This is a genomic window from Myxacorys chilensis, from assembly GCF_059505265.1.
Map to the genome: position 1 here is coordinate 49,313 of NZ_JCACKG010000177.1, position 22,529 is coordinate 71,841.

A 22,529-nucleotide genomic window follows, 5' to 3' on the forward strand; every position below is an offset into this window, starting at 1 on the left:
TTTAGCCCAGGTTGGGCTTAACTATACACACATGTCCGTATGAAAGGCTTAATTTCTGCATTACATACACTCCTAAATTAGACTAAAACAAGCACTATGAAAGCGTTGCAAGACTATGCAAAACTGGAGATTATCAACATAAGGCTATGTAGTCCTTTGTAGTTATTTATCCAAGTAATCATCGGTTGACAGTTTACACTGATATTCGCCATACTGGTAAACTGATTGATTATTTTTTGGCTCGGATCAGGTTCTTCTAATAATTCGCCAACGCGAGTTAACCTGTACGGCTTTTATTAAGGACAAACACATGCTTTACGCGATTATTGAAGCAGGCGGACAACAACTGCGCGTCGAAAACGGTCGATTTTATGACCTCAATCGGATTGTCGGAGAGGCGGATTCTCAAATCACGATCGACCGAGTGCTGTTCGTCAACAACGAAGGAGACATTAGCATTGGTGAACCCCTTGTAGAAGGTGCATCAGTGCAGTTTAAGATCATGCGTCATCTGCGCGGGCGCAAGGTACTCGTTTACAAAATGAAGCCCAAGAAGAAAACTCGCAAAAAGCGCGGTCATCGTCAAGAATTGAGTCGCTTGATGGTGGAGTCGATCACCATTGGTGGTGAAACGCTGACGGCAGCAGGCTAGGCAAACTTAGCCCGACTCTTCGACAGACGGTAAGATCAACGAGAAAGCAATAGAGGGAATCATGGCTCATAAGAAAGGTACAGGAAGTACTCGCAACGGACGCGATTCTAATGCTCAGCGTTTGGGCGTTAAGCGTTACGGCGGTCAGGTTGTGAAGGCGGGCAACATTTTAGTGCGTCAGCGCGGCACGAAATTCCACCCTGGAAACAATGTCGGTCGGGGCAGCGATGATACGCTGTTTGCGTTGATCGAAGGAATTGTGACGTTTGAAAGACGCGGTAAGAGTGGTAAGAAGATTAGCGTTTACCCTACTGCGGTTGAAGCTTAGACTTCTGAAATTCAAGTTTATGAAAAAAGCGGCTCCAATTGGAGCCGCTTTTTTCATGATTTTCTTTACAGTTCGTAATTGAATAGGCGAGCGATCGCAGCCTCGAACGTTTTAGACTTTTAAGATACTGCCCACTGCTCAAGCCTGAATTTATCTCTATGTTTCCAACTCACCGTCCTCGTCGGCTGCGTACTCATCCCCAACTGCGTCGGATGGTGCGTGAAACTGTTCTTAATACAAGCGATTTGATTTATCCGTTGTTTGCCGTTCCGGGGGATGGCATTGCGAATGAAGTCAAATCGATGCCGGGTGTCTTTCAACTCTCGATTGATAAAATTGTAGAAGAAGCAAAAGAAGTATACGATCTCGGCATTCCGTCGATCATCCTGTTTGGCATTCCGGCTGATAAGGACATAGACGCAACCGGAGCTTGGCACGACTGCGGCATTGTGCAGAAAGCTACTACTGCCGTTAAAAAAGCCGTTCCTGATTTGATTGTCATGAACGACACCTGTTTGTGTGAATATACGTCTCACGGTCACTGCGGCTATCTCGAAACGGGCGATTTGACCGGGCGAGTGCTGAACGATCCAACGCTCGAACTACTGAAAAAAACAGCCGTTTCTCAAGCCAAAGCTGGAGCCGATATCATTGCGCCTTCTGGGATGATGGATGGCTTTGTGAAGGCTGTTCGCGAAGGCTTAGACGAGGCAGGATTTCAAGATATTCCGATTATGTCGTATGCGGCTAAGTATGCCTCGGCATACTATGGTCCGTTCCGAGATGCGGCGGATTCTGCGCCCCAATTTGGCGATCGCAAAACTTACCAGATGGATCCAGGCAATGCGCGGGAAGCGCTCAAAGAAATCGAACTCGACATTGCTGAAGGCGCGGACATGCTAATGGTCAAGCCTGCGCTCTCTTACATGGACGTGATTTTGCGGGTCAAAGAAGCGTCGAATCTGCCAGTTGCGGCTTACAATGTGTCGGGTGAATATTCGATGGTAAAAGCGGCAGCGCTCAACGGCTGGGTCGATGAGGAGCGAATCGTTATGGAGACGCTGACCAGCTTTAAGCGAGCCGGGGCAGATTTAATTCTTACTTATCACGCCAAGGATGCCGCTCGCTGGTTAGGCGCGTCGTAAGTTCGTTTTAATTGTCATTAATCAAAACAGCCTTACTCTCTTTGAGTAAGGCTGTTTTGATCTGATTAGATTAGTCTGATTAGATTAGGAAGATAGAGCCAACCATTAGAAATGCTCTTAGTTCCCAGAGGGAGCAAACAGTTCATCGTAGTCTTTCGAGAAGTTCGCTTTTACATCCTGAAATTCTCCTGGCGTCACTGCCGCATTTAGCACCGAGAAAACGCCTTTAACATGAATAACCGCCGTCGACGGATCGACCCCTTCTTTTTGGCTAACTCGGCTATAAAACTCTTCAAGGTTGAAGTGGTCGCCGAATTCGCCTTCACGGCCTCTAAGATGTTTTGCTAAAGGCTCTGGAAGCTGTGCCGCTAGTTGGCTGGCTTCATCTCCTACAATTCGCTCTTTCAATGTTTCTAGCGTTGCAACAACTGCTTTCTCAGCCGTTTCACGAGAATCAGCTTGAGTGTAGCTTTGTACGTGTTTGATGAATTCATCGTATTGCATGAGTCATCTCCTGATTCAATGAACTTCTGTCACAAGTGTTTTCTATTTACCGTTGCGGTTAATCCACAACTAGGATGAGATCTAATACCGGAATACTGCCGCGATCGCAGCCTTGTCGGGCATCTTTTCAGGCTCAACTGCATACACCACGCCACCATTTACGATGGTTTGAATCGCCGCCGCATCTAGCAAGTCCTCATCACCAGGCTCAGGCTCTGAGTGAAGTTGCATTTCGTTAGCTTCGGCATCAAATCGTCCCCACTGCTGCACTCCAACTGCCACAAAAAGCTGCTGCACTCGCCCATAATAAGCGGCAGGAACGGTTTCATTCAGGTCGGTTGAGGTCACATCGGTATTCGACAAATCGTGATAGTAGTTTGCGGCATCGTCGATCGCTTTTGTGAAAAGTGGTTCTGCGATCGCCCAGGCTTTTTCGTGTAATTCTTCTGGCTTCTCAACTTTCACATTGCCCGCGATGCTGTCTTCGGTCACGAGATGAGGATAGGTATTCGCCTCGTGATAGATCGGCATAAGATAATCGACTCCCGCCAAAATAAGGGGCGCACGTTTATCTTTTAGAAATTCGTGAACTGCGCCGTCAATGACATGGAAAAATTGCAGCAAATCTTGTTTGATGTCATCTTGATCGGGGCTGCCCTGTCCATGAAACTGTCCGGGCTGCTGAGAACTGGTGAAATTCGATGCGCCGCTTGTCGTGCCAATGCGAAACTGTCCGTCGCCGGAGGTTTCGTCATACTGCAAGGCTTCATCCATGCTGGTTGGAAGGTTCGGAACCTCAATTTCGCGCAGGCTCATGCGATCGCCTTGCATAAATCTCACGTCTTTCTGACTCAATGTGAGAACATAAAACCGTCCATCGCCTGTCAGAAACGGCAGAATCGGTTTGAGGTGAAATTGTTCGGTAACGACCACAAGTTCTGAGACATCCTGTGGAACTTGATAGTAGCGGTAGAAGGTATCGGATACAAAAATAGCCAGTCCGCGATCTTGATGTTGCCAAAAGTCATCCCGATCGATCTCATCAATTAATGGACGCAAAAACCCACTGGCAGCATCCTCATCTAGGCCATTGTTCACCAACTCTTGCTGTGCCATCTTGATCAAGTTCTTAAACCGGATTGGGTTTTGCCGAGTTTCTGCTCCCGCTACGACAGTCGGCATGTAGATCGAAACGCACAACTCTTTAGGTTCTTGCACTAGCGTTTTTACTTCTTCAACTGTTAGTATGCTCATTTAATAACCCTCCAAACATTTTTTTGATTTATCGCTCTGTTGCGCTACAGATTGTTAATCGTGATCTAACTAATATTCATAAACTCTGCTTTTCGCAATCGTTTTTGCGATTACTATTTGCCTAAAAGCTTGAATAAATTCGTTCAATTTAACCAAGCTTCTAGGCAGATAGCATATTCAGTTGAACTTGGTGCTAATCACTGAAGACAGATTTTGCGACTGATTTAATCGAATTTCCTGCTTCTGATAGCGTTTGCGTTAGCGATCGCTGCTCTTGCAAAAAGATTCGCGCGCAGTTGCGTCCTGGCAACCCAGAAATCGCGCCGCCTGGATGTGTGCCTGCTCCTGTCAAGTACAACCCCTCAATTGGAGTTTTGTAATTTGCGAGTTCAGGCAGTGGACGAAAACACATCATCTGATCAAACGTCATGTCCAAGTGGTAATAGTTGCCACCCAACATACCAGTGCGAGCTTCTAATTCGGGCGGACTTTCGATATGACGAGCAATAATCGAGTTTTGAAGATTCGGCGCGTAGGTGGCGTACTTCTGAAGCACGCGATCGGCAACCTCGTTCTTCAACTCCTCTGTCCAACCCATCCCCTTCATGCCCGTGCCTTCCTTACCTGCAATTTGGTAAGGCACAAAGTACTCAATCCAAAGCGTATGTCTCCCCTCTGGAGCTAAGGTTGGATCAAGAAGAGAAGGGACAACGCTGTACATCGAAGGATCATCAATCGGAATGCGACCAATCTCTGGATCGGTATGAGCAAGCTCAACTTGATTCACAGAATCGGCAATTAAAACCGATCCCATCATGTACTCATCACGATGATTATGATGCTCAAAGCGAGGCGCTTCAGACAGCGCACAATCGATTTTGAGAATCGCTTCATTGCGGTTGACAATCCGACGATCAACACGCTCGCGCAATCCAGAATCAACATCCTTCTCATCCATCAGGTGCAAAAACACCCGCTTGGCATCCAAACTAGAAATGACGCCCCGTTTCGCCCGAAATTCTTCACCGTTTGTTAATCGAACTCCAACTGCGCGATCGCCATCCACCAAGATCTGTTTAATGGCTTTATCAGTCAGAATCTCGCCTCCCAAACTGCGGACACAGCGAACCAAAGCCTCGGTTAACGCCCCGGTTCCTCCTTTCGGACGAGCCATTCCAGGATGATGGCGCAACGCCATCATCATTGCCCCAATCGACATCGTTTTCTGCGATGGAGGCGAACTTAGCTCAGCAGCCAGTCGTGCTAGAGGAGCTTTGACAAATTCTGAATCAAAATACTCCTCTAGCTGATCAGTCGCGCTAGATAAAATCGACCGGATGAGATCTAGCGTTCCATCCGTCGATCCGGTCAGCGAGAACACATCTTTTAGCTTACTGATGTTGTAATTGCTAATAATATCGCTGATCGATTTGGGCGGTGCATTAAAAACGGGTGTAACGAGCTGGATAATATGCTGCCAAAAGTCAATGTATTCAGCATACTTCTTAGCATCGCGCGGGTTAAATTGCTCAATTTCTGAACACGTTTTTTCAACCGAGCGGTGCGCTAAGAAATATGACCCGTCAGGATGTGGACAGAACACAACGGGGTCGCAAAACAAATACTCTAACCCGTGGCGCTCAAGCTCTAGCTCCTGTACGACGGGTCCTAAGTGAATAAAAACATGGTTGATTGCGCAAGGGCTGAACTTAAAGCCAGGAGCATCCTCTGGCATCAGTTCCTCAGTGGTTGCAGCCCCACCAGGAATCTCGCGCTTTTCGAGCAAAAGAACCTTATATCCTGCTTTCAAAAGATAGGCAGCGCAGACCAATCCGTTGTGTCCTGCCCCGATGATGATTGCGTCGTATTCTTGCATTTACTCTTTGTCTTTCTCGTTAGAGTGAGTATCTGGTCTTTCCATCGCATCCGGGTTTACAGGCGTAACATCTTGGTCATCACGTGAGTAATCTACTTCTGTTGGCGTTTCACCTGGATCTGTATCAATATTGCTGTTTTGATTCACATTGGGCTTGATGGACTGCCCTTTTTTGCTTGCATTACCACTCATGGCGTGATCCTTGTAACTAAATGTTGGTATACCGAACACTTCTCATTAAAATTAGCTTTTAGAAAGCAAAATCTATCCAGGGAGGTGTCAATCGGAGTAAACAATTTGTAACAAATCCGTAACGTAAGAGAGAGGGCAATCTTTCAGAAGTCCGTCAAAGTAAAGATAAGTCTATTTTTAATCGGGCTTTATTGGCCTAAGTTCCCACCTTACGAAGCTTTTAGTTACAACCTTGCTTGAGAGGCGTTGTCCTATGTTTAGCAGCGAGCGCTTGGAGTTCCCTACCGCCAATTCTGAGTTTATTGCTCAATTCCGCAGAGATATCTGGGAGTTTGGCAACCTAGCTTGGTTGTTGGCTCTCGGCGATCGTATCCTGACGGCGTTTACTCATGGACTTCCACCTGCGATCGCTGTGGCACAGTCTTTTACGATCGCGTTTCTCGCGCTCTGCTGGTTGTTGCTCAACCCTGACTCCAACGGTACTGCAGAAGCCCTCTATAGCGCTTTCAAACCTGCCGAAGAGCAGCAGCACGTGGCTCCTTCCCTAGAGAGAATTCGGCGGTTTGGCTATCAGCAGACATTCACATGGAACGGTTGGAAGGTTCACCACACAGTTTTTCCGAACCCTCGCAGCCAGGTTCCAGTCATCTTTGTACATGGATTTGGCGGCTCGATTGGGCACTGGCGACAGAACATGTCAGCTCTGTCTAAGTCTCACAGCGTCTATGCGATTGACCTGCTTGGATTTGGGGCCTCTGACAAACCTGACATTGAGTACTCTGTCGAACTTTGGGTCGAACAGCTTCACGACTTTTGGAAAACCTTTATTGATAAGCCAGTTATTTTAGTTGGAAACTCGATTGGTTCATTGACGTGTCTGGCGACTGCTGCTGCTCATTCTGAGATGGTGCGAGGCGTTGCTATGATTAGCTTACCAGACACCTCCAGTCACCATGAATCTATTCCGCTAGGGCTGCGTCCCTTTGTCCGCACGCTCCAAAAGATTCTACTATCGCCGCTTGTGTTGTATCCGTTGTTTTACGTGTTGCGGCAGCCTTGGATTGTTCGGCATTGGGCAAGCGTAGCTTACGCCTGTAAAGAAGCAGTGACCGATGAATTATTAGAGATTCTTGTGAAGCCTGCGAGAACAAAAGGTTCAGCCAAAGCGTTCTGCGCCATTCTTAAAGCAATGGCGAGTCCAACGTTTAGTCCTAGCATTCGCTCTATTTTTAGCAACGTTAAAATGCCGTCGCTGCTGCTGTGGGGCAAAGAAGATCGAATGATCCCACTTGATTCAGTCGAGCGCTTTTCTAACTACAACCCGAAGCTCCGAATAGTGACGCTGGACAATGCTGGGCACTGCGCTCATGACGAATGCCCAGAACAGGTCAATCTGGAATTAATCAATTGGATCAGAGCGGAAGTGTTAACAGCAAAATAGTTGCATTTGGTTCTGTTTGCATGATTGCTAGTTTGAATGCTGTATCTGAAGTTTTGAATGACCCGTTCCGACAGCCCGTTTAGGCACCAAAGTCTTCTCTCACCATTCGACTCTCGATCGATGCCTCACCTCGTCGATACAATTCCCTCGCGTAGTCTGTCCAAGCGCCTTGTCCCCAGTAGCGGAAACAACTCGTTTGCAATAGTAAATTGTAGAGTAGTGCTTCTTGATAGTCGGCTTGCTGCGTCACCGAGGGATTGCTGCTTAAGAGCGAATCATACTTCTGATGAAACTTAGCACTCAACCGATTCATGGGTTCTAAAACATTCTCGTATCCTTTGACCCAACTGAGATCATCTGTCCACGATGCGCCATCCATGTGAAAGCGATCGTCGCTAGATTTAAGAGTTGCAATAACCTCTTCCACCTTCTCAGGAGTTGCCTGATCCGCAGTCACCTGTTGCCAAATCTTGTGCTGCTGAACCGCTTGAATAGTTGGATACTCGTCAGGCGTAGCACCCGCCGCTTCAATCAATTCCAAATATTCCGTACCGTTCATCGCTACTGTACCGGCATGATTTTCTCCGCGATCGCGGATTTCGTGATACACCCGAATTAAATCTCGTGGGTACTCATTCATCATCACTCCGCCATTTTCACCATCTGCAATTTGAGTGACAAGAGACGGAATGCTAACCGAACCAAGTTGCTGTTTCCCCAATCCTTTTGCTTCAAAATAAGGTTGCATTTGCGCGACCAATTTTGTGTCCGATCCTTGCGTTTTAATCAGTGCCGTAATGCTGATCGTTTCACCGTTAGAATTTTTTGCCACTAAGCGATTAGGAATATATTTCTGTTCATGACGCAATTGAGATCCGTCTAACCGCTCAACCGAATGTTCTTGCACCATCAACCAGCGATATCCACATTCCTTCAACGCTTTAATGTACTGAAACAAAGTATCCGGATGGTTGGGTAAATGCATTTCTGGCGGCGAGAAACCTTTGACTCGTTTCAAGGCATCAACGCCAAACAGCGAGGCAAAATACTGCTGCCAAGCTTGGATCTGTAGTTTGATATCTGGAATGGGGGTAGACGGAACTACGGCATGGCTCCACATCGTGCCAAGCCACTCGACGTAGGGCTGATACTGAGCGTCGCAGGTAATTCGTTTCAAATGGTTCAGAACATCCTCACGCCCCATTTGCTGCAATCCCCACAGCAAATTACCGGAGTAGTCGAGCATAATGCGAGGATTACAGCCTTGGGCAACCAAGTCAGGAATAAACTCACCCATGCGACCATAACACCACGCAAATACGCCTGCATTGTGGTTATCTCCATCGTTTGGATGCTCAAACATGTGCTGCAAATTGCTGATCAATTCGCCATTTGCTCCAGCGGGAGTCGTTGGTTGATGCATGTGCAGCGCACACGCAAATCCAGCCGAAATGCTTTCAAGACTGAGATTAGTTGTGGGAAGAAAAACCGGATCTGTACTTTGAACAATGGAAGCAATTTCTGATTCCCAACCACAAATGTTAGGTAAACCTAACTTAATTGGATTTAGAGCGTGTAAATCGGCGGTGATAGTCATAAGTTCTTCCTCGTAATTCCTAACAGATAGATATTTGCCAATCACACGCACACGTAGTCTATGGCAAATCATATCGCAGGAACCTTTGCGAAAAGCAGGTTCTCTAGACCCGCAAGAAGCAGTAAATCCCTGAAACCGTTAATCACAAAGAGCTACTTTATCTCTTCGTCGAGCCAAAGGCCAGCCTAACAGCTATCTATTTTCTACAAGTTAGAACTAAAAAGTTTTGTTAAACTACCTATTTCTTCTAATCCAAAAATCTATCTCAAGGTATACTTTTCAAAATTCCAGCGAATTGACGAAACGTTACAAACCTTGGAGAAAGCAGCCCGTGCAAGAAACAACTCATCTGCACCTAGAATCTGAAATTAGTAGACTGACTTGTGCTCTAGCGACTCGCAACGCTGACATCGGTAAATCTATCATCGTTGGTCTCAGATGCCAATTAACCCTACGAGATGTTGCAGGAATCGTGATTGTTAGCTTAGAGCGCCTTCTTTGGGTAGACCCTCTCGCGTTTTGCTGGGCAGTCGAACAAATCATTCCAGGTTACGTGATGAGAGAGATTCGCCGGATCACAACCATTACGCTTTACAAGCAACTCATTCATCAGGGGCTGCAACCCGGAGAAGACTTTAGCATGGATGCTAAGGGTTCAGTGCTACTGAGCGATCGCGCCAAAGCTGATCTTTACACCTAGTCATTTTCAGATTCAGGTCTAGTTAGCGTCAATATTCCACGGCTAAAGACACCTCAATTTTTTTAATGCAGGTGTCTCTTTTTTGCGGTTCCTTGCGCGAATCGTGACAAAATCCCTTTGGTTGGGCAACTTAGAGATACAGAATTCTGTATCGATACTATGCCCTGCTCATCAGACCAGTTAGATATTACTATTGTCATTCGGAGCTACAACGCAGCAAGCAAGCTCCCAGCCATACTAGAGCAATTGCGTTTGCAAACAAATACTGAAGAGCTTCATTGGGAAATTGTTGTTGTTGATAACAACAGTACTGACAATACGGCAGAAGTTGTCAAGCACTATCAAAGTGAATGGAATCAGTCCTGTGAACTGCGCTATATTTTTGAGCCACAGCAAGGAGCCGCGATCGCGCGTCGTCGGGCCATCGAAGCTGCAAAGGGCGCTCTGATCGGATTTCTCGATGACGATAACATCCCCACTCTAACTTGGGTTGCGGCAGCCTACACGTTTGGACAACAGTACCCGAACGCAGGTGCATACGGCAGCCGGATTCTACCAAAATACGAAGTCGAACCGCCTCAAAACTTTCATCGCATTGCTCACTATTTGCCCACCATGGAGCGGAAAGACAGTTTCCGCTATGATTTTTACAAACGCGGGCTTCCCGTTGGCGCAGGGCTTGTCATCCGCAGGCAGGTCTGGTTAGACCACGTTTCTTCTAAGCAAATTGTTCAAGGCCCAGTGAAAAATGGCTTTGCGCTCAAAGGTGAAGAAACGGAAGCGCTGTCGCACATCAAGCTTGCAGGTTGGGAAATCTGGTACAACCCAAGCATGACGATCGTGCATCAAATTCCTGAGTGGCGACTTGAGCGATCGTATCTTCTGAATTTCTTTCGCACTATTGGTCTGAGCCAGCACCGCTTTAGAATGTTGCGGTTTCGCCCTTGGCAAAGACCGCTCATGTTTCCGTTCCTGCTGTTCAACGACCTCCGCAAAATCTCCCTTTATTTTCTTAAAAATCGCCGCGTTCTCTCCGTTGATCTCGTTGCGGCTTGCGAAATGGAGTTTTTTGTCGGTAGGCTCTTTAGCCCTTTCTACATCTGGAAAACTCTATTGGTTAATCTATTGGTTAAATAATAGCCTGTGGTTAAATAACAGCTTGCCGTTCAACCACCAATTACTTGCAACACTCGCTCCATATCTAGCAAAAAGATCACGGACGTTGCTTTACCTTGAGGCAACACCGCTACACGACTTGCGATACTAAGCGGGTGATGTTGCTGGTAAGGGGCAGGTAACTGTCGAAGTGTAGCCGCATCTAACTCAACCAAATCAGGCGGCGTATCGACTCGAAGGGCACAGAGTTCTCCTCCAGCTTGCGTCACAATTAGAAATTGCCCGTATTGCGGGACGGAGTCCACTTGCTTCAGGCTAAGATGAGAATAGAGATTGAGAACTGAGATTGCTAAGTGTTTAAGGTGAACTAACTCCACCCCATTCAATGGCTCGTTTGCGCTCGATGACATCACAGTCACAGGCGCGTTCACTACGCGTAGCACTGACTCCAGCGGTAGAGCTAACCGATATCCGGCAATCGAGAAAACAATCACTTTAAGCACAGTCTCGACTGACGTTGACTTAGAGCGCGGCGCTAACATTGTCATCACATGACTTCCTTTCTAATCAAATTACTCACTAAACTCAGAAGAGCATCTTCTGAAAATGGTTTTGTCATATAGGCTGAAGCACCCAACTGCACCGCAAGCTGCTGATGCTTTTGATTACTTCGTGAGGTCAGCATAATCACCGGAACTTGCTTGAGCTTAGATTGCTGGGTGTAGCGCATGAGAAACTCAAATCCATTCAGGCGAGGCATCTCAACGTCGCAGGTTATAAGTTGAATATTAGGATTCTGCTGGAGTTGTGCGATCGCATCTAACCCATCTTGCGCCTGAATGACGTTATATCCTGCTTCTTGAAAGGTGAACGTCAGCGCTTGTCTAACGGTGATGGAGTCGTCAACCACCAGAACGCAGCCTGCCGTCTGAACGGGCACTTCTGGTTCAATTTCAGGAGGTAGATCTGCAGCATGGAGTTCATCCTTTTCGGTCAGCAAAACTTTAGACGATACTCCCAGCAACTCCTTTCTAGCGAGAAGGGTTTGCTGCACAAGCGTCACCCCATCAATGACGAGAATTAAGCGTCCGTCTCCTAACACGCTACATCCATAGATGTAAGGCGGCGGCGTCAGAGCCGTTCCCATGGGTCGAATCACCAACTCCTGCTCACCAATAATTCGCTCAACTTCCAGCCCGACCCATTCTCCCTGTCGTCGTACTAATAACAAAGGGGTAGAAACTGTTCCGATCTCTTGTATTGAGTTTTGCGGCGATTCTGGAACTGTCAGCCTTGTGGTGTAGCTCACAAGTTGAGAAATTCGATGCACTGGAGCAGAACATTCTTCCTCCCCTTGCTGCCAGTGAAAAACTCGTGTACTGCCAACCACTTCAAGCTGTTCTGCATTCGGAGCAACAATCCGCTCCACTTCGTCTGATAAGAAGCCATAAACCGCCTGCCCAACTTGGCAAACGAGTAATCGCGCACTCATCAGCGTCAATGGCAATTGCAATGAAAACGTGGTGCCCCGATGTAAATCCGATGCAACGGTGATATTGCCTCGCAATGATTGAATATGCGATCGCACCACGTCCAAGCCAACGCCTCGTCCAGACAGTTCAGTCACCTGTTTAGCGGTCGAAAACCCTGGCTCAAACAGCAAATTCAGTAATTCTGCTGGCGAAAACTGTTCTACTTGAGCAGAAGGTAGTTGCCGTAACTCAAAACCGCGCTGACAAATTTGGTGCAAGTCCAGCCCGCCGCCGTCATCTTGCACATCAATCAGCGTTCGGTTTCCCTGCTGATAAGCCCGAATTGCAATGCATCCTATCTCTGGTTTTCCTTGCTGACTCCGAATTTCAGCCGCTTCAATTCCATGATCAAAGGCATTCCGAATCAAATGCAGCAATGGATCAAATAACTTCTCGGCAACTGCCTTATCAACGAGAACCTGCGTCCCACTCAGCCGTAGCTCAACGTGTTTGCCGTAGGTTTCTGTTAGCTGCTGCACAATTCGCGGAAGACGGTTTAAAACTGTGCCGATCGGCATCATACGAGCCAGCATTAAGTCATCGCGCAAGTAGTTTAATAGGCGTCCTTGTTGGTTCCGTGCGATCGCGGCTTGCCGGACACGTAACTCGATGGCTTCTGCCTCCATCTCTAGCGGTACTAACTCTTCTAAAGCAGATTGCAGTAATTCATGCACTTCATTGTGCTGATCAAGTTCGAGGGCATCAAATTTTATTTTTAGCCCGTCGCCTGCAGTTGATCGGCGATCGCGGCGGTTCACCAAAGTTTCCGGAGAGACTAATAGGCAATCTGCCCATTCCCGTAATTGCAGCATTGTTTGCTGATGCCGTCTCAGTCCCTCCATTAGTTCGCTTACAACCAGTTGCAAATGCTCGTCTTGCAAAACTTGCTGATTTTGATGGATGAGAAGCTCACTAGTTGTGTAGTTTAGCGATTCTAGCTGCTCTAAATTAACCCGAACCATTGCCATTTGAGAAGACTCTTCCAAATGAGACACATTCTCAGACGGAGTATCCAAACGTTGAGTGATGGGCTGCTGAACTGGTGGCTGAGAGGGTGGCTGAGATGATTGAATCAGTTGGGCTGATGGCTGAGATGGCTGCAGTTCAGCTTGCGTTGTCTCCAGAGGTTCGTCATCCCAAACCTCAAAGCCTTGCGTACTAAGTCCGTCGCTAGAGATTTCAGGCGTTAAGCTGAAAGTGGATGAAGGGGTGTCTAAAGAATGCTCTAGCTCCTGAAAAGCCAACTGAATCGAATCTGTGTCTAATTCAGTTTGAGCATCCTTATCAGTCCCAAGCTCTACCAGAAGTTGAGGCTGAATTGATGCTCCAACAGGCTTTGCTTCGCGAATCCCTTTGGAGCTTGGCACAGCCGTTTTCTCCGAAGTTGCGCCTTGCGTTAATCGGAGCGCTTTAGAATCAGAGGCAGTCCATAAAGGGCGATGAAGCAGCCGCAGGAAACGATTCCACGATTGCATCACTTTAGTCCGGCGATCAACCCGACTAGTAGCCTTCTCTACGCTTCGGTGACTCAGCTGCTTTAGTGCTTCGGAAACCTCTCCCCCACGGCTTCGATCTCCTTCAAGGACTGCAAGTTGCCCTTGTCGGAAATCTGCCAACGCGGCTTGCGCGATCGCAGCACTTTGATCTGGATTAACTCTCAGTGCCTCTAATGCCGTCTTCGCAATCGCGCCGAACCCCGACAAATTTAATGATTCTGATAGCCCTAAAAAGACCTCTGCTTGAGTTTGTAGCGTTTCTCGAATCTGCTGAGGCGGGCTAGAGAGCGCGATCGCTAATTGCTCTAGCCGCTCTTGCACTCCCGTTTCAAACAGCGATTGAGTGATGTCAAACCCCAACTCCGTAGAAGATGGAATTGCTGCCCCTGGATCAAAGTGCTGCCCTAGCTTTGTGCGTAACTGCTTGAACACCGCTTCTGACTGCGCCAGAACTTTTGTATTACTCTTAACTTCAGGATTATCTGTGCTAAGGACACTCATTAGGGGCAAGCGCAAGCACTCGTAGCCCTCAAACAACAGCGTCTCTAGCTCGGTATCGATCTCGACCTCTGGGTTATAGAGGGCTTTAAACACATCTTCTAGCGAGTGCGAAATCGTTTTAATGTCATTAAACCCAACGCTAGCGGCTGCCCCTTTGAGAGTATGGGCGGCTCTCATTAAGCTATGAACTTTAGCAGGAGAGCGCTCCTGGCGCAAGCTCAACAAATCTTGCTCAATGCTGTGCAGCAAATCTTGAGCTTCCGTCAGAAAGTACGAGTACGTTTGTTGGCGAATCGTTTTGTCAGACATGATAGGCAATCAGGTTTGAATTTCGAGTTTTGAGCAACGAAAAGAAGCCAATGAAATAAGGTTTGAATGAGCTAATGTTCAACTCAAAACTCAAGCATCAGAACCTCAGAACTCTTAGTTCACTTTGAACGCACCGACACTCGTTTGAAGCTGTTGCGCTGTTGCTATCAACTCTTGGAAAGAAGCTGAAATTTGGTTCGAGTGGGCAGAGTTTTTGTTCGCTAGTGTAGCTACGTCTGTCATGGCTTGCGTCACAGCTTGCGTCTGCTGCGTTTGTGACAGCGTTGCTTGCGTGATGCCTTGCACGAACTGACTGATTTGAGCCGTTGCATTAATAATTTCAGTTAACTGCTGGCGCGTTTCGTTCACTAAGCTGGTTCCACTCACCACCTGCTGGATTCCAGTATCCATTGCTGTGGCAACTGCACTCGTTTCAGACTGAATTTCCTGGGCTAGTTTCTCAATTTCGCGCGTCGCCTCAGCAGATTGACGAGCCAGCGATCGCACTTCATCCGCTACGACTGTAAAGCCTCGCCCATACTCACCTGCCCGAGTTGCCTCAATAGAAGCATTCAGTGCCAGCAATTGCGTTTGCGTTGTAAAGCTGCCAATCAAGCTGACAACTTTCGAGATTTTCTGCGACGACTCACTCAAGCGCTTAATTTTTTTACTGGTTTCCGCTACTGTTTCACGAATTGACATAATACTGTCTACCGTGCGGTTCATCGCAGCATCACCAGAACGCACCGTTTGGTTTGCCTGTTGTACAGCCGATTCGACTTGCCGCGCATTAGCTGCCACTGCTTGTGTCGAACTCACCATTGCCTCAATTTGATCCAACGCCCGGGTTACTTCTTGCAACTGCTCCTCGGCTTGTTGAGAGAGTTGAGCGATCGCACCTCCGCTATTGTGAGAGGTCTGCGTCACTTTGAGCGATGTTGATTGAACCTGAATGACAATCTTTCGCAAGCTTTGAATCGTGTTGTTATACGCATCTGCGATCGTGCCGACTTCAGTTTCTGTAACCGGAACCCGAACCGTTAAATCTCCCGAAAAAACAGGCTTAATCGCCGCCAACAGTTGAATCACCTGCTGTTGGAGTTGCTCTTTAGCGGTTTTCTCCCGTTCAGCAGATTCGGCTAACTGTTCGCCCTGAAACCACAGTTTCTCCAAAGCTTCTACTTGCTCTAAAGCAACCCCTATCTGCCCAGCAAGCTGATTGAGCAACACAACATCGGCGTCTTCCCAATGCCTACATTCTGAGTTTTGGTAAACTCCCAAGATTCCCCAAAGCTGTTGCCCTTTAAAGAGGGGAACTAGCACATACGCTTTTGCCTCAAATTTTTCTAGAAGCTCTACGTGGCAAGGAGCATGACCTGCGGTGTAGATGTCATCAACCGCAAGGCTTTCCCGGTTGCGATATCGTCCGCCTTGGGTCTCCATGAGATAGGTGTCTCGAACGTTTGTACCCGCTTCTGTACCGACGAGTTTGCACCAGCCACTGCTAACTGATTCATAAATAAAATCGCCGCTCCAGTCCGAATTAAAGCGATACAGTGCCACCCGATCGACCTTTAGTAACTGCCGAATGTCTTGCGTCGTCACTTGGAAGACTGTATTTGCGTCAGAGGGTTTTCCGATCAGACTGATTGACTGTCGGACGCGCTCGCCCACTCTCGATAGAATCTTCTCTCGCTCGCCCTGACGCTGAATCTGCAACACATACTCTGACTGCTGCAAAGCCACTCCAAATTGAGACCCAATTTGGCTCAAAAGGTTGATCTCTGACTCTTCCCAGTGACGCGGCCCAGAGTTTTGATAGGCTGCCAACAATCCCCAAAGCCGAGAACCTGCAAAGATAGGAACGATCACGTAGGCTCGAACCTGAAATTGCTCTAGAACAGCGATGTGGCAGGGGTGATGCCCGATGGTATAGATATCATTAACCGCATAGCTTTCGTGGTTCTGATATCGTCCTCCTTGAGTTTCTTGGAGGTGTGTATCTTCCCAGACGCTTTTTACATCAGAACGAACAAGAGGAACCCACCCTGCATCCACTGACTCTGCTATATACTGTCCACTCCAGTCTGGCTTAAATCGGTAAACTGCGACTCGATCTGCTTCTAGAAATTGGCGAATCTGTTGGGTCGTTTGTGCAAAAATCGTCTCGACATCCTGAGCCTGACGCATCTTCTCGATGACCGACTGGCCAACCTTCTCGATAATGCTGATAAAACTCCGTTCGCGAGCGGCAACCTTTACCAATTGTTCCGACTGTGCCTGAATCTGCTGCGTGTATTCTGCCTGCTGAAGTGCCACACCGAGTTGAGTTCCGATTTGCATAATCAGCGTAATTTCGGATGCTTCCCACTCCCGCACTCCTGAGTTTTGATAGGCTGCCAGCAGTCCCCACAATCGATTTCCTTGAACGATCGGAACAATGATGTAAGCTCTTGCCTGAAAGCGCTCCAAGAAGCTGACATAACAGGGGGAGAATCCTGCTTTGTAAATGTCACTGACGGCTCTGAAATTTGCTCCTTTGGTGTAAGCACCGCCTTGAGTGTCTTGAAGATAGGTATCGGTTAATTTTGTACTGCTGCTAACACCCAATGTTTTTGCTGTGCAGTCCATTGCATTGTCGCGGAAACTGGCATCTTCTTGCTGGGCTTGCATAAATGACACCCAACTTCCAGTCAAGGCTTCAGCCACAACCTCACCGCTCCAATCTGGCTCAAAGTGATATACGCAGACCCGATCTGCATTCAGCAGCTGTCGGACTTCTTGCGTAGCCGTTCTAAAGATCGTATTGACATCTAAGGTTGTGCGAATTTTTTCGATGACTCGTGCTGTAGCCCGTTCTCGGTCGGCTACTTTTTTCAATTGCTCGGCTTGCGATCGCACCTGCTGCAAATAGTCTGCTTGCTGCAACGCCACGCCTAACTGGGTGCCGATTTGCGTCATTAATGCCGTCTCAGATGCTTCCCACTGGCGGGGTGCAGAGTTTTGATACGCTGCTAACAGGCCCCACAGCTTCCGATCCTGCATAATCGGCACAATAATATAGGCTCGTGCTTGATACCGTTCCAGCACTTCGAGGTAGCAAGGCGTGAATCCGGCTTGGTAGATGTCAGACACCGCCCGACAGCCCTCTCCTTCGGCATAGCTACCGCCGCGAGTCTCTTTGAGGTACGTATCAGACGCCTTGGCCGCACCACGCATCGACTTGACAAGGCTGCAATCACTTACATTGTCTAGCAGGGCAGGATTATCAGCTTGGTCTTGCAACACGGAAGTCCAGCCGGGAGCGACCGATTCAGCAACAAATCCGCCGCTCCAGTCTTCTTCGAAGCGGTAAATTCCAACGCGATCGACATTTAGAAGCTGCCGCACTTCCTGTGTGGTTGTGCGAAAAATGGTCTTGGTATCGAGCGATCGCCGAATGCGATCGATCACTTTGAGGATCGCTTTTTCCTTCTCGTTTTGCTGATTGAGACGAAGTGAGAAGTTAGACTGCTGCAAGCAAACGGCTAGCTCCAGACACAACTGGTAAAGCAGCGTCACTTCTGTTTCTTGCCACAAACGAGTCTGAGAACATTGCTGCACCACCAGCAGTCCCCAAGGCTGTCCCGCGAGCAGAATCGGCAGGCTCAAACTTGCTTTTACCTGCAACTGCTCTAAAAGTTGATGCTGATACGGCATCAAGTCAACTCGGTTAATATCTTCGATCAGCAGCGCCTGCTGTTTGACATACTCTTCGGGCTGATCAAAACAAAAACACGTTATAGGCGGCGTTTCATTTAAAGCAGGAGTCCAGCCACGCTGCACAGACTCGGCGATCACTTTGCCTGCGTTATGTGTATCAAAGCGATAGAGGATTGCTCGATCGGCTTGCAGGGTTTCTCGCGCTACCTTCACGACCACCTTTAATAAGGCATTGAAATCAGAAGTCTGACGCATTTGAGCTGCGATCGCAAGAAATTGTTGACGCTGCTGGCGCAATTCACGAGTCGATGCTATATGCCCTTCTTTTCTCGGTTGAGTTGCCGCAAATTCAGCAACTTGACGAAATAGATTCTGCACATTTGGCTTCTCTAAAAGCCCTGCTTGCTTGAGTTCTGACTTTAATCCCGTTAGAGCCATAACAACCTGATGGATGTCCCATCCCGTTTTATGAGCCTCTGTCTTACCATTAACACTACCGTTACCATTTCCATTACTACGGCTTTGAGGCAGCGATGCAGGCTCTACTCCAGCCATTGGTTCTAGCGTGGGCTTGCTTGGGCTCTGCATGGGCTGACTTGATAGACTAGCCGTAAATTCTTCTAACGTGGGTTCCGAGGAAAACAGAGAAGTCATATCCAACGTAGGTTCAGTATGGCGGGAGTCGGGCATGGTCATGTCCTGATGTAGGGTTAATAATCAGCGCTAGAATTTCTAAGTTTGTGAGTTTGTAAATGGGGATCTTCTAATACAGCAGAAGTGTCTAAAACGATGGTGTGTTCATGCAGAAAGTAACCTTTTACAAAAGGCAATAAGCGTGGTGCAAATAGCTCATTTGAGGGCAAACGCATCTGATCTGGACTGTGTTCTTCAATATCCTGAACCTCTGAAACAGCCAGTCCTAACAACTGCAATTTCTTCTGCACAACAATGATAGTTAGAGTTGACAGCCGCTTCGTTGTTCTCATCAGGGAATTGAATCCGAGCTGATTTGACAGATCAACCAGCCACAGCGCCTCACCGCGCCAATTCAGAACGCCTAATACGGACTCGTTCATGTGGGGAATCGGCAGCACCTCACTTAGCGATATGGTGAGTACAGCGAGCACGTCTTGCACAGGAACGAGAACACCGTGGTCGGGCTCTAACCGAAACCGTAGAAATTTCTGCGTAATTTCAATTGGTGCTGGTTCAGCAAGTAAAGATTCTAGACTGGCGATAGAGGATGCATAGGGAGAAAACAAGGGAGGGATGTCAGATAGCTCAGCCATGAACTCAATCCTCTACTTGATCAACTGTCGAATTGTGGTTAGGAACAGAGTTGGATCAACAGGCTTAGGAATATAAGCATTTGCTCCTAACAAATTGCCCCACATCTTATCAACGTCAGTATCTTTGGTAGAGCAGATGATAACTGGAATTTGATTGGTTCGAGGGTCGGCTTTTAGTTCTCGGCAGAGTTCAAAGCCGCTTTGACCTGGCAAAATTACATCTAGCACAATTAGATCAGGGGTCAGATTGCTAAGTTTAGTTTGCGCCTCTTCTCCACTGTGAGCGCTCACAACTGCTATGCCTGCTTGTTGTAAATAATTGCTCAAAATCTGCATTTCAGTAATGCTATCTTCAACCACCAGAACAGTACTCATTTCTTTTTCTCCGTAACACGATTTTAAATGGGAGTGAACCAGTGCTTAGCTTTGAACCCGAAGAAGTTTTGCAATGACCGTTAACACTCGGTCAGCTTCTGGAGGCTTTGCCAAAAATCCGGAGGAACCGACAAATCGGGCACGAACTCGATCTATGATTCCGTCGTTGCTGGTCAAAATAACAATTGGAGTGTTTTTAAATAGCGAAACTCGACGAATTTGAGCGCAAATCTCGTAACCATTGGCAACAGGCATGACCAAATCTAAGAAGATCAAACTTGGTTTTTGCTCTAGCAAGATTGGCAGTGCTTGTACAGAGTCTTGAATCCCAGTAAATCGATATCCTCCTTGGATCACGATTTTTTCCATAGCCTGGCATTCGCGTAGACTGTCATCAATGCAAACAATTAGCGGTGCATCTAAACCTGTTGTTCTGCTTCCACGGGGAGTGCGAGGGAGCGGCATTCCTTGCTTTAGGGTAGTGTCCTCAAGTCTTGCTGAAGGCGATGTCGATTGCCCCACTGCTCCAGGAACTGCCAAATCTGAAATTTTAGTTAAAGCAATCAATCCTTTGCGGTAGAGCGGCACTAGAAGGCGCGTTAGCTGCAACAAATCTTGCTTCGTCAGAACTGCTAAATCTCGCAGAGAGCGGCGACCATCGACCAGTGACACAAGCATTCTATACACCTTCTCAGGGGTGTGTTCTTGCAGTTGTTCAGGGTGGCGAAGAACAGGCGCTAAGTTCGGCGAGTGATCAGCTAAACCGAGCGATCGCCAGGCATTCCAAAGCTGCTGAACTTCGGCAAGCAGTTGTTCTGCATTCACTAGCGCTAGCGAAGTGTCGAGAACATCCTGTGCATCGGATTTGAAGGTGACGAGTTTCGTTTCTTCTTGCTGGATAATGTCAAACAACACATCAGCGATCGTACTCCGAATAACAGCAACGGCTTGTTCTGGAGTTACTTGCTGTCGCTTAACAAGTATCGCAAGGGTTTGGTAATCCTGCCCATGAAAACCATCTGTAAGTCTAACGGTGATCGAATTCGCGTCAATTTGAGGGCAATGTTGGTTTAAATACCGATTCAATCGGCGTCTGGGGTGAGGTCCACCCGATGCCCAAGTTAAGCGCCCCATATAAAGATAGAGACTCCACTGCTGCCCACTCGTGTGGACATCTAACCGACCGGTAAAGTGCATCCGACTCCGGATACCCAGTAGCCCGCTCGGAGTATCCGGAGATGAATCATCGACTAACATGCCAATTCCCTTATGCGTCCACGCATGCCCAAGTTCATTCTTTTCTCAGGATTCCCAGGGCAATGGCCTATCTCACTTCATCGGTAGATCACTGACACAGCAATAGAGCCGTGAGCCTATCACGGCTCTCCATTTAGGAGTTATTAAGATTTAAGAAGCGTCAGAATCTATAGGAGTCTTAAGTACTGCTGTGTTATGCCGAGAGAGTGGCAGCGTAAGTCTGGAGAGTAGAGGGCTGAAAAGCAAGCTGAGTTGCAATTGCGCCTGTGTTTACCCGCAGCACTTTCTGTTCGAGATCCCAATCGCCACCCAAAGTTGAGCTTCCCGTGCGATCGCTAGACGCGGCGACATCGGCTCCTGTTAAGGCACTCACTTGCTCTAGAAGCGCTCTATCGGCTCCAACGTTTGAGCCATACATTAAAATATCTACTCCGCCATTAAATGACTTTGCCCATGATCTAAGATCACTAGCATAGAGTCCTATCGAACTCTTGGATAATTGGGCTGCACCTAGTTTTACAACGCCTTTATCGCCAAGAGACACAACATGAACCGCTTTACGAATCTGAAATTGCGCTAACGCGTTGGAAATTTGAGCAATTCCATCTTGATTGGGATTAAGTTCAATGATAGTGACGCCTGATCTCGTACCAGACTCTAGTTGCTGATAACCCGGCACTTTCTTATCGATGAATAAAATCTCATCCACCGTTTGGCGTGGTGTGGAGCTGGGCGCACTAGGAGTTTGCGTAGGACTAGGACTAACTGAACGGGCAGACCGAAACGCAGTCAAAGTATTGGAAGGAGATTGCACGTCTAAAGCGAGTGCTTGACGAGGAGCTAATTCAACAGATAGTGGATCTGATAGGTCGGCGATTCCACTTAGAGAGTTCATAAGGCTTGATCTTCCTTGTAAAGCTGAGTTGCCAGCCAATATAGCGAGCAGTTGTACGTTGCTTTCGGCTCAAAACGCACCCTGGTGTGCAAGTCTTGAGGCTTCGCAAAGCTAATTCTCTTGCGACTTCTCAAACTCATTACTCAATCGTTATGAACGAGTAGAACAAGAGTGAGTTGAGTTATTTAGAAGTAGCAATTGATTTGCGAGAATACCGAAATGTGTTGAACTGGAATAGGATTGAACGTTTAAAGATAAATTAATACTTGATCTCCCTAAAAACACTGAATAGTTAAATAAGACTGATTATTTTTTACATTAAAAGCGGTATTTATCCGGATAAAAGTTCTAGATAGTTTCATCCTCAT

The 22,529-nt window shown here is 47.5% G+C and carries 18 protein-coding genes; 6 read left to right on the plus strand and 12 right to left on the minus strand.

All coding sequences use genetic code 11. From position 1 onward, the window contains the following. Positions 1–310: 310 nt before the first annotated feature. From rplU to hemB, 3 genes are all read left to right on the plus strand, one after another. Entirely contained in the window at positions 311–652 is a 342-nt protein-coding gene (rplU, locus tag AC5JLB_RS14815; RefSeq protein ID WP_495874596.1) for a 50S ribosomal protein L21, read from the plus strand. Positions 653–713: 61 nt separating this feature from the next. Further along, on the plus strand, positions 714–980 hold the full coding sequence (rpmA, locus tag AC5JLB_RS14820) for a 50S ribosomal protein L27 (protein WP_495695111.1): 267 nt from the start codon (positions 714–716) through the stop codon (positions 978–980). A 158-nt stretch (positions 981–1,138) separates the two neighbouring features. After that, positions 1,139–2,125 carry a porphobilinogen synthase gene (hemB, locus tag AC5JLB_RS14825; protein ID WP_495874597.1) on the plus strand — a complete coding sequence of 329 codons (987 nt, stop codon included), beginning with the start codon at positions 1,139–1,141 and terminating at the stop codon, positions 2,123–2,125. A 117-nt stretch (positions 2,126–2,242) separates the two neighbouring features. On the opposite strand, the gene AC5JLB_RS14830 is transcribed toward hemB, so the two are convergent. From AC5JLB_RS14830 to AC5JLB_RS14845, 4 genes are all read right to left on the minus strand, one after another. Then, positions 2,243–2,629: a DUF2267 domain-containing protein gene (locus AC5JLB_RS14830; RefSeq protein WP_495874598.1), complete on the minus strand. Its 387-nt coding sequence runs from the start codon at positions 2,627–2,629 to the stop codon at positions 2,243–2,245. An 81-nt stretch (positions 2,630–2,710) separates the two neighbouring features. Continuing rightward, the gene (locus AC5JLB_RS14835; RefSeq protein ID WP_495874599.1) at positions 2,711–3,883 is read right to left on the minus strand and encodes a baeRF7 domain-containing protein; all 1,173 of its coding nucleotides are present in this window, start codon (positions 3,881–3,883) and stop codon (positions 2,711–2,713) included. Positions 3,884–4,076: 193 nt separating this feature from the next. Further along, positions 4,077–5,759 carry a beta-carotene ketolase CrtO gene (gene crtO, locus AC5JLB_RS14840; protein ID WP_495874600.1) on the minus strand — a complete coding sequence of 561 codons (1,683 nt, stop codon included), beginning with the start codon at positions 5,757–5,759 and terminating at the stop codon, positions 4,077–4,079. Continuing rightward, positions 5,760–5,951, minus strand: coding sequence for a hypothetical protein (locus AC5JLB_RS14845; protein WP_495874601.1), 192 nt, complete (start codon positions 5,949–5,951; stop codon positions 5,760–5,762). It lies immediately after the preceding gene. 253 nt (positions 5,952–6,204) lie between these two features. On the opposite strand from AC5JLB_RS14845, the gene AC5JLB_RS14850 reads away from it, so the two are divergent. Continuing rightward, positions 6,205–7,392: an alpha/beta fold hydrolase gene (locus tag AC5JLB_RS14850; RefSeq protein ID WP_495874602.1), complete on the plus strand. Its 1,188-nt coding sequence runs from the start codon at positions 6,205–6,207 to the stop codon at positions 7,390–7,392. A gap of 79 nt (positions 7,393–7,471) precedes the next feature. Here the strand turns inward: AC5JLB_RS14850 and AC5JLB_RS14855 are convergent, their stop codons facing one another. Next, positions 7,472–8,989 (minus strand): glycosyl hydrolase family 57, encoded by a 1,518-nt coding sequence (locus AC5JLB_RS14855; RefSeq protein WP_495874603.1) that lies wholly within the window; start codon positions 8,987–8,989, stop codon positions 7,472–7,474. A gap of 331 nt (positions 8,990–9,320) precedes the next feature. Here AC5JLB_RS14855 and AC5JLB_RS14860 point away from each other — a divergent pair, with 331 nt between their 5' ends. Then, positions 9,321–9,689, plus strand: a complete 369-nt coding sequence (locus AC5JLB_RS14860; protein WP_495874604.1) for a hypothetical protein — start codon at positions 9,321–9,323, stop codon at positions 9,687–9,689. Positions 9,690–9,848: 159 nt separating this feature from the next. Beyond that, positions 9,849–10,826: a hormogonium polysaccharide biosynthesis glycosyltransferase HpsE gene (gene hpsE / locus AC5JLB_RS14865; RefSeq protein ID WP_495874605.1), complete on the plus strand. Its 978-nt coding sequence runs from the start codon at positions 9,849–9,851 to the stop codon at positions 10,824–10,826. Between the two features lie 29 nt (positions 10,827–10,855). Here hpsE and AC5JLB_RS14870 read toward each other — a convergent pair whose 3' ends face one another. The 7 genes from AC5JLB_RS14870 to AC5JLB_RS14900 form a co-directional block, all read right to left on the minus strand. After that, positions 10,856–11,353 carry a chemotaxis protein CheW gene (locus AC5JLB_RS14870; RefSeq protein ID WP_495874606.1) on the minus strand — a complete coding sequence of 166 codons (498 nt, stop codon included), beginning with the start codon at positions 11,351–11,353 and terminating at the stop codon, positions 10,856–10,858. Continuing rightward, positions 11,353–14,643 (minus strand): hybrid sensor histidine kinase/response regulator, encoded by a 3,291-nt coding sequence (locus tag AC5JLB_RS14875; protein ID WP_495874607.1) that lies wholly within the window; start codon positions 14,641–14,643, stop codon positions 11,353–11,355. Before AC5JLB_RS14875 ends, AC5JLB_RS14870 begins: the two co-directional genes overlap by 1 nt. 114 nt (positions 14,644–14,757) lie before the next feature. Next, complete coding sequence (locus AC5JLB_RS14880) at positions 14,758–19,035, minus strand: GAF domain-containing protein (protein WP_495874608.1); 4,278 nt, start codon at positions 19,033–19,035, stop codon at positions 14,758–14,760. Positions 19,036–19,055: 20 nt separating this feature from the next. Continuing rightward, the gene (locus tag AC5JLB_RS14885) at positions 19,056–19,634 is read right to left on the minus strand and encodes a chemotaxis protein CheW (RefSeq protein WP_495874609.1); all 579 of its coding nucleotides are present in this window, start codon (positions 19,632–19,634) and stop codon (positions 19,056–19,058) included. 12 nt (positions 19,635–19,646) lie between these two features. Beyond that, entirely contained in the window at positions 19,647–20,009 is a 363-nt protein-coding gene (locus tag AC5JLB_RS14890; RefSeq protein WP_495874610.1) for a response regulator transcription factor, read from the minus strand. A 45-nt stretch (positions 20,010–20,054) separates the two neighbouring features. Further along, on the minus strand, positions 20,055–21,266 hold the full coding sequence (locus AC5JLB_RS14895) for a response regulator (RefSeq protein WP_495874611.1): 1,212 nt from the start codon (positions 21,264–21,266) through the stop codon (positions 20,055–20,057). A gap of 193 nt (positions 21,267–21,459) precedes the next feature. Further along, positions 21,460–22,161: a DUF4347 domain-containing protein gene (locus tag AC5JLB_RS14900; RefSeq protein ID WP_495874612.1), complete on the minus strand. Its 702-nt coding sequence runs from the start codon at positions 22,159–22,161 to the stop codon at positions 21,460–21,462. Positions 22,162–22,529: the final 368 nt, after the last annotated feature.